Annotated in this window: 8 protein-coding genes; 4 read left to right on the forward strand and 4 right to left on the reverse strand. The window is 49.2% G+C overall.

Translation table 11 applies throughout. From position 1 onward, the window contains the following. Positions 1-132: 132 nt before the first annotated feature. From CSR02_RS02870 to CSR02_RS02885, 4 genes are all read right to left on the reverse strand, one after another. The gene (locus CSR02_RS02870) at positions 133-900 is read right to left on the reverse strand and encodes a CHAP domain-containing protein (protein ID WP_099540498.1); all 768 of its coding nucleotides are present in this window, start codon (positions 898-900) and stop codon (positions 133-135) included. A gap of 294 nt (positions 901-1194) precedes the next feature. Continuing rightward, entirely contained in the window at positions 1195-1545 is a 351-nt protein-coding gene (locus CSR02_RS02875; RefSeq protein WP_042788019.1) for a RidA family protein, read from the reverse strand. 85 nt (positions 1546-1630) lie between these two features. Further along, a complete protein-coding gene (locus tag CSR02_RS02880; protein WP_099540499.1) occupies positions 1631-2281 on the reverse strand; it encodes a nucleotidyltransferase family protein in 651 nt (216 codons plus the stop codon). Continuing rightward, positions 2275-3366: an XdhC family protein gene (locus CSR02_RS02885; RefSeq protein WP_099540500.1), complete on the reverse strand. Its 1092-nt coding sequence runs from the start codon at positions 3364-3366 to the stop codon at positions 2275-2277. The genes CSR02_RS02880 and CSR02_RS02885 overlap by 7 nt, the downstream gene beginning before the upstream one ends. A gap of 124 nt (positions 3367-3490) precedes the next feature. Between CSR02_RS02885 and CSR02_RS02890 the strand changes: the two genes are divergently transcribed. The 4 genes from CSR02_RS02890 (at position 3491) to CSR02_RS02905 (ending at position 6276) form a co-directional block, all read left to right on the forward strand. Continuing rightward, on the forward strand, positions 3491-3904 hold the full coding sequence (locus CSR02_RS02890) for a baeRF12 domain-containing protein (protein ID WP_099540501.1): 414 nt from the start codon (positions 3491-3493) through the stop codon (positions 3902-3904). Positions 3905-4017: 113 nt separating this feature from the next. Beyond that, complete coding sequence (locus CSR02_RS02895; protein ID WP_042788023.1) at positions 4018-4689, forward strand: MBL fold metallo-hydrolase; 672 nt, start codon at positions 4018-4020, stop codon at positions 4687-4689. A gap of 51 nt (positions 4690-4740) precedes the next feature. After that, entirely contained in the window at positions 4741-5217 is a 477-nt protein-coding gene (locus CSR02_RS02900; protein ID WP_042788052.1) for a DUF192 domain-containing protein, read from the forward strand. A gap of 84 nt (positions 5218-5301) precedes the next feature. Next, on the forward strand, positions 5302-6276 hold the full coding sequence (locus CSR02_RS02905; RefSeq protein WP_099540512.1) for an NAD-dependent epimerase/dehydratase family protein: 975 nt from the start codon (positions 5302-5304) through the stop codon (positions 6274-6276). Positions 6277-6362 lie beyond the last annotated feature (86 nt).

Raw genomic sequence — 6362 nt, forward strand, 5'->3', positions numbered from 1 at the left:
GCGACCTATTGAATGAGGTCGCCCTTTTTTGTGTCTTGATATGAAAACGCATGTTGACAGAGTTAGCAATAAAAACGCCCGACAAAGCCGGGCGTTAAAAAAATGCTTTCACCAAAAAATGGAAAGCGCGTTTTAGTTGTTATCATCAAACGCAATATTGGGATCTTCCTGCCCAGCAGAAATCTGGCGAGGTGTTGCCGGAGCCTGCGCCAACTGTGTGGCTGTGCCTTTTTTGGCCCATGCAGTCATAACTTCTTGCTGCATGTTTCGTTCTGCACCGGGGTGACGCGCATAAATAAAGCCATAGGTAGGATAGATAGAGCCAAAACCACCAGAATGGTTATTGAGCGCTACACGAACGGCTGACCAGTCATTGTTTGGGGAAACATCAATCACAGCCACGTTGCGGCTAATGCCTGCCTGTGCCCAGTGTGACTGGTCGATCATAATGGTGCGGCTATCCACAACATTGCGTACAACGGCCACATGGCCCAAAGGCATCCGGCGTGTTGCACGGAAGTTCAGCACACTTCCTGCTTCGGGGGCATGGCCACGATCATAAACGCCGCTTGCATTGTGCCACCAATCACGCGCATTGCCGCGTAGCATAACTTCGGATGCAGACTTGGCATAGGCAACACATTGAATAACGTGGCCCCCGTGATAGCTGGAGCGATAGCGCCCCGCAGCAGGATGCCAACGCCCGCCTGCATATCGGCCTGCAGCATGCCCGGATGCAGAAAATACAATTTTATGCACTCCAGAATGCGTAGCATGATGAGTACGGGCAGAGGCGGAGGCAGCAAAGGCAGAAACGGACAGAAAAGATAGAACGGCCAGCTTCAGTTTGAGAATTCCGGACCGTCCATGCCGCATTGTGCTTACCTTTCCTGATCGCATTTGCCGTGAGTTGGGGTACTGCAATGTTCGGATTTAGGTATTAAACATCCATGCAGATCAGGCAAGCGTTGATTGCGCACCAAAATCGTTAAAGTTGCTCTTTGCTACATTAATGCCTGTTAAAAAAGAAAATTAGTATTTTAATCCTATTTGATGTCATGAATTCGCCTAATTCCGTTTCATTCTGACTATCATTCAGGAAAAGAGAGAACATGCGCCAGTTGGTGATGATTCGAGGGCTTGTTGCATGAATGCCACGTTTTTCACATCACCCACTGGCGCATCGTAAGATTTTTATTTTGTAGTAGTGACCATGATTTCCACAAGAATACGTGGATCAGCCATTACGGCTTCAACACAGGCGCGGGCAGGGGCCATGTTTTCGGGTAGCCATGCGCTCCAGATTTTATTCAGCTTATCGCGGTCATTCATATCTTTCAGCCAGATCTGGGCCTGCAGCAGCCGTGTGTTATCTGTGCCGTGCTGTTCCAGCAGGGTATCAATCTGTTCCAGCACATCGCGCGTCTGGCCTTCAATGTCCTGATCCAAATTGCGGGCTACAACACCCTGAGTGAAAATAAAGCCGTGATATTCAACCGCAGCGGAAAGAATGGGATTGGGGTTGGTGCGTAGAATTTTGCTCATGGTAAAACCTTGTTGAAAAACAGAGAAACGACCGTTCAGCATCAGCTACGGTCTGATTGAATTGTCGGAGGGTGGGCGCGCTTGGTCAACTGTTCGGAAAAATCATCTGACCATATATTTTCAACCGTTCTGGTGTATCAAAATCAACCAGTTCAGCAGAATTGGCAGGAATCAGGCGCATATTGGCACCAAGGGTGCGTAAAACGGAACGCCCGCCCTGATCTCCCATAATCTGAAGCAATTTTTCAAATTGTGAGGAATTCCAGACAACAGGGTTACCGGGTTTGTTATTGCGCAGAGGTGCTGTGGCAGCCGGGGTGAAGTGATGCTGGGTTTCTAGCAATGCGTTAAGCAACGTGGAGGAAACCAGTGGCATATCCCCCAAACACATAAGCAGGCTTTGTGCGTGCTCGGCTTGGGCAATGTGCACCCCTGTATGTAAGGAGGCAGAAAGACCCTCCTGCGCATTTGCGACAGTTTGTAACCTTAATCTTTCTGTTTTGAGTGTTTGCGGAAAATATGCACACACAACAGCATCCAGATCTGGTCTGTCTGGCGGTAAAAGAACGTAAACTGTTTCTACTTTACTCTGTAAAACGTTCTTAAGTGTTTGAACCACCATAGGTTGGCCGCTGGCATCTGGTGCCAGCAATTTGTTGGCGGGTGCTGTGCGCGTAGAAAGTCCGGCACATAGCACGCAGGCCACGCTTCCTTTTAAAAAAGGCGGCTTTACCATCCGCGTATATCTGCCAAGGGCGCATGGCGACGGGTTGCTACAATTTCTGCCATAATAGAAAGCGCAATTTCTTCCGCCCCCACAGCGCCAATGGCCAATCCAACAGGGCCGCGTATACGTTTCAGATCCTGTTCGGTAAAGCCAAGCGTTTGCAGCCGTTTCAATCGGCTGGCCTGTGTTTTGTGAGAACCCAGAGCGCCAATATAAAAAGCCGGACTTTTTAAGGCATATTCCAGTGTCGGGTCATCCAGCTTGGCATCATGTGTCAGGGTTACAATGGCGGTCATACTATCCACCCCCAAAGTGTCCAAAGCCTCATCAGGCCATTCTGTAATAAGGGTTGATCCCTGTTTCAGGCCAGGAAAGCGGTCTGGTGTGGCGAGTGCTTCCCGCGGGTCGATGACAGTAGGAGAAAAGCCGGTTATCTGCGCCATGCGTGCCAGATATTGTGCAATATGCACGGCTCCTACAATAAGAAGGCGTGGAGGAGGCAGAATGGGCTGTACAAACCATTTTTGCCCATCAGGTTCTTCTACAGTTATGCAACGTCCATCTTGCATTTGACGAGAAACGGCTTCCTGCACAGATAACGGAAGCCCTTCAGATGTATTTTGCTGCGGAGTTTGCACCAGTACATGCTGTGTACCATCCAGAGTGCGCACTAATACAGCCGCCTGCCGTGAAGACTGAAGGGTGCATATTTGTTCCAGCAGATGGAGGGGCCATGTCCCTGTTGGGCAGGCAGGGCTTTGAATAGCCTCTACCATAACATCCAGTTTGCCCCCGCAGGCCAGTCCGACTTCCCATGCTTTTGCGCTGCTGACACCATAGGAAAGCACAGTAGGAGGCTGCCCCTCCATAATGTCCTGCGCATGGAGCATGACGTCTGTTTCTACGCAGCCGCCACTTACAGAGCCTTCCATCAGGCCATTTCTGCTCATAACCATGTTGCTGCCTGCAGGGCGGGGGGAGCTCCCCCACGTGCCTGTTACGGTTGCAACGGCAACAGCTTGTCCCTGGCGTGCCCAAAGCAGGGCATGATCCAAAGGAGTAACAAGTTGGGAAAAGAGGGCTGGAACTGTCATGCCTCAATCCTATATCACTCACCACGCAGACTGCACATCAGCAGCGCAGCAGCGCTGGTGGTTAAATGTCGCATGATACGGCATGCTGGCAGGCTGATAGAGTGATTTGAAAAGGACGTATTCCATGACGGAAGCAAGAGATGGCCTGGTAGTTTATGTTGTTGCAGATGGCGGCAAGGTACGTTTTCTGCATGATGCAGAGGGCGAAATGCGTGATGTGCAGGATTTTGACACGCGTGGCCATGAAGGCACACCGGGTAAAATGCCTTCTGGTTCTACCCCGGCAGATGATGCGAAAGATGCTTTTGCCCGCGTTGTGGCAGACCGCATGAACAGCATGATTGCGCATGGCGGCAAGGTTGATGGTTTTGTGCTGGCTGCTCCCGCACCTGTGATTCATGAAATCAAGACGCATCTGAGCAAGCCTGCAACGGCAAAAATTATCAAGACCTTTACCAAGGATCTGACAAATGTGCCTGCGCACGAACTGCGCAAGCATTTTGATATTCCAGAAACAGGGTGGGTTCTGCCTAAATAAGCAGAACAGTTTCTGCCTATAAAAAACTGCCAGACACTGGTTCTGGCAGTTTTTTTTTGTGTAAAACACGGCAACGGATTGCTCAGCTCACAACAGAACAAGGAAAATAAGGCATGCAGGTTAATTATCCGGATATGCAGTTGCGTATCATGCCGGTTACGCCGTTTCGGCAGAATTGCTCTGTTCTGTGGAATGAGAAAACACGTAAAGCCATTATTGTGGATGCAGGTGGTGATGCAGACGTTCTGCTTGATTTCTTAAAAAAAAATATACTGGAAGTGGAAGCCATTCTGCTCACGCATGGTCATCTGGATCATGCCGGAGGGGTGGCCGCATTGTGCCGCGGCTTGGAAAATATGCAGCAAACGCAGCCAAATGTGATTGGGCCGAATATTCATGATCAGTTTCTGCTGCAATCCATTGTAGAACAGGCCCGTCATTTTGGGCTTTCGGGCTTGGAAAATGCAGATGTTGATCGTTTTACAGAAGATGGTGAAAGTCTAAACTATCTGGGATGCGCCTTTCGTGTCATGCACATTCCGGGGCATACACCGGGGCACGTGGTATTTGTGGATGAAAAAGCCCGTTTTGCTTTTGCGGGAGATGTTCTTTTTAGGGGAACAATAGGTAGAACCGATTTTGCGTATGGTAATAGCCAGCAGCTTATTTCAGGCATAAAGCAAAAATTGCTTCCTTTGGGCGATGACATTGTTATCGTGCCGGGGCATGGCGGCCTCACAACGTTAGGGGCAGAACGTACCGGTAATCCATTTTTGCAAAGATAATTGGAATTGAGGAGAACAGATAAGGTGCTGACAAAAAAGCTGTTGGGGCTGATGGCAGCCTGCATGATTGGCGGTGCTACAGGTTCTCTGTTACCGGCCTGCGCGGAAGAAACGGGGGAACCAACCCATGCCCAGCCAGAATTGCCACAGGAAAAACTGGCCATAGTTTCTCCCAGTGGGCGGCATGTTTTTTCAGTTGAGCTGGCAAAAACCCCGCGTGAACAGCAGGTAGGGGAAATGTTCCGTCAACATCTATCAGAAAATTCTGGTATGCTTTTTGTGTGGAAAACACCGCAGCAAAGCGACATGTGGATGGAAAATACACTGATTCCATTAGATATTGTTTTTATAGATGCAGATCATCGTATCCAGGCCATTACAGAAAATGCAGTGCCACGCAGTCTGGCGCGAATCAGCAGTCATGGGCCGGTTGCAGCTACTCTTGAGCTGGCCGGTGGCGTGACAGCCAAGTTTGGCATTACTGTGGGCGATAAGGTGGAAGCACCCTCTTTGGGTAAAAAGCTTTGATCAATAGCTGCATTTGTGACTGAGATTCTTGCAGTAATTGTGGGTGGGGCCAACGGATTGCCCTACGGCGTGGGGCAATACATTTTGACACTTTTGGTAACTGGAGCCGCTGGATTTGTGGGCTTCCATGTCGCGCAGGCTCTTCTGGCGCGTGGCGAACAGGTAATAGGGATTGATAATCTTAATGGTTATTATAATCCTCAGCTTAAGCAGGCGCGTCTTGCTCTGCTTAAGCAGCAGCCGCAATTTTCTTTTTATCGTTGTGACCTTGGTCAGCCAGAAAATTTGCTGGAATTGCAAAAGAAAGCCCCTAGCATAGAAGGAATCTTTCATTTTGCTGCGCAAGCGGGTGTGCGTTATTCATTAAAAGACCCTTACGTTTTTGCTGATTCCAATGTGCGTGGGCATGTGGCGATGTTGGAATTTGCACGTAAACTGCCTGCTCTTAAGCATTTTGTGTATGCATCATCTTCTTCAGTCTATGGGCGTAATCGCAAACTGCCCTTTTCAGAAAAAGATCCCGTAGATCATCCGGGATCTTTCTATGCCGTTACAAAACGCGCAGCTGAACTGGCATCATCTGCATATGGTCATCTGTATGGCATTCCACAGACAGGTTTGCGTTTTTTCACGGTGTATGGTCCATGGGGTCGGCCGGATATGGCCTATTATAGTTTTGCCCGTGCGATTAGGGAGGGAAGAGACGTCACACTTTATGAAGGGGCGTCTTTAGCACGGGATTTCACCTATATTGATGATGTGGTTGCAGCAGTGCTGGCCGTATATGAGCAGGCGCCAGCAGCAACAGAGCCGCGCGTGCTGAATATAGGAAACCACCGTTCAGAACCGGTAAAGCATTTAGTGGAGCTTTTGGAGCAGGCATTGGGCCGTAAAGCTGCAATTCGTTATCTGCCGCGTCCGGAATCTGATGTGGAAAAGACATGGGCCGATATTACGGCCATTCAGCAACTTACAGGATGGACCCCACAAACCACGTTGGAAAAGGGAATTCCTGAGTTTACGCGTTGGTTTCAGGCGTGTGGGCAAAATTTCAGTTGAGCTGATTCGTATAATAGAATCGGTTTTTGAGGAAAAGTTCTTATTTTTCAGTGAGTTGTATTTTTTCTGAAATTGGGTGTTGACGT

The sequence above is a fragment of the Acetobacter pomorum genome, assembly GCF_002738225.1.
In the GTDB taxonomy this organism is placed as follows: Bacteria; Pseudomonadota; Alphaproteobacteria; order Acetobacterales; family Acetobacteraceae; genus Acetobacter; species Acetobacter pomorum.